A 920-nucleotide genomic window follows, 5' to 3' on the forward strand; every position below is an offset into this window, starting at 1 on the left:
CGGCGTATCTGGCCAGTCTGGGTGTGGGGCCGGAGTCGGTGGTGGGTGTGTGTCTGGACCGTGGTCTGGATTTGTTGGTGGCGGTGGTGGGGATCTGGCGGGCTGGTGGTGTGTATCTGCCGTTGGATCCGGGGTATCCGGCGGAGCGGTTGGCGGATCTGGTCGCCGACAGCGGGGCTGTGCTGGTGGTGGATGAGGCGTTGCTGCGGTCGGTGTCGGGTGGTGTGCGTCCGGTGGTGGTGGCGGAGCCGGGTCAGGCGGCGTATGTGATTTATACGTCGGGTTCGACGGGTCGGCCGAAGGCGGTGGTGTCGGGGCATGAGGGTTTGGTGAATCGGGTTGGGTGGATGCAGGAGCGGTATGGGTTGGTGGTTGGTGAGCGGGTGTTGCATAAGACGCCGGTGACGTTTGACGTGTCGGTGTGGGAGTTGGTGTGGCCGTTGACGGTGGGTGCGTCGGTGGTGATGGCGGACCCGGGCCGGCACGGTGATGTGGTTTACATCGCGGGGTTGATTGATCGGGCGTCGGTGGCGGTGACGCATTTCGTGCCGTCGTTGTTCCACGAGTTTGTGCGGCAGGGGTCGTTGCCGGCGATGGCGTCGTTGCGGTTGGTGGTGTGCAGCGGTGAGGCCTTGTCCGGTGCGGACGTGACGGCGTTCTACGGGTTGCACGGTGGTGCGGTGGTGGAGAACCTGTACGGTCCGACGGAGGCGTCGATTGATGTGTCGTTCTGGTCGTGTCCGCGGCCGGGTGATGGTGGTGCGGTGCCGATCGGCGCGCCGATCGCGAACACGACGTTGCATGTGTTGGACCGTTCGTTGCGTGCGGTGCCGGTGGGTGTGACCGGCGAGTTGTATCTGGGTGGGGTGGGGTTGGCACGCGGCTACGGCGGTCGTGCGGAGCTGACCGGGCAGCGGTTC

The 920-nt window shown here is 65.9% G+C and carries 1 protein-coding gene; it reads left to right on the forward strand.

All coding sequences use genetic code 11. From position 1 onward, the window contains the following. A partial coding sequence (locus Dsi01nite_RS56925; protein WP_203854885.1) for an AMP-binding protein occupies positions 1–920 on the forward strand: 920 nt, incomplete at both ends.

The organism is Dactylosporangium siamense (assembly GCF_016862795.1).
GTDB classification, from domain to species: Bacteria; Actinomycetota; Actinomycetes; order Mycobacteriales; family Micromonosporaceae; genus Dactylosporangium; species Dactylosporangium siamense.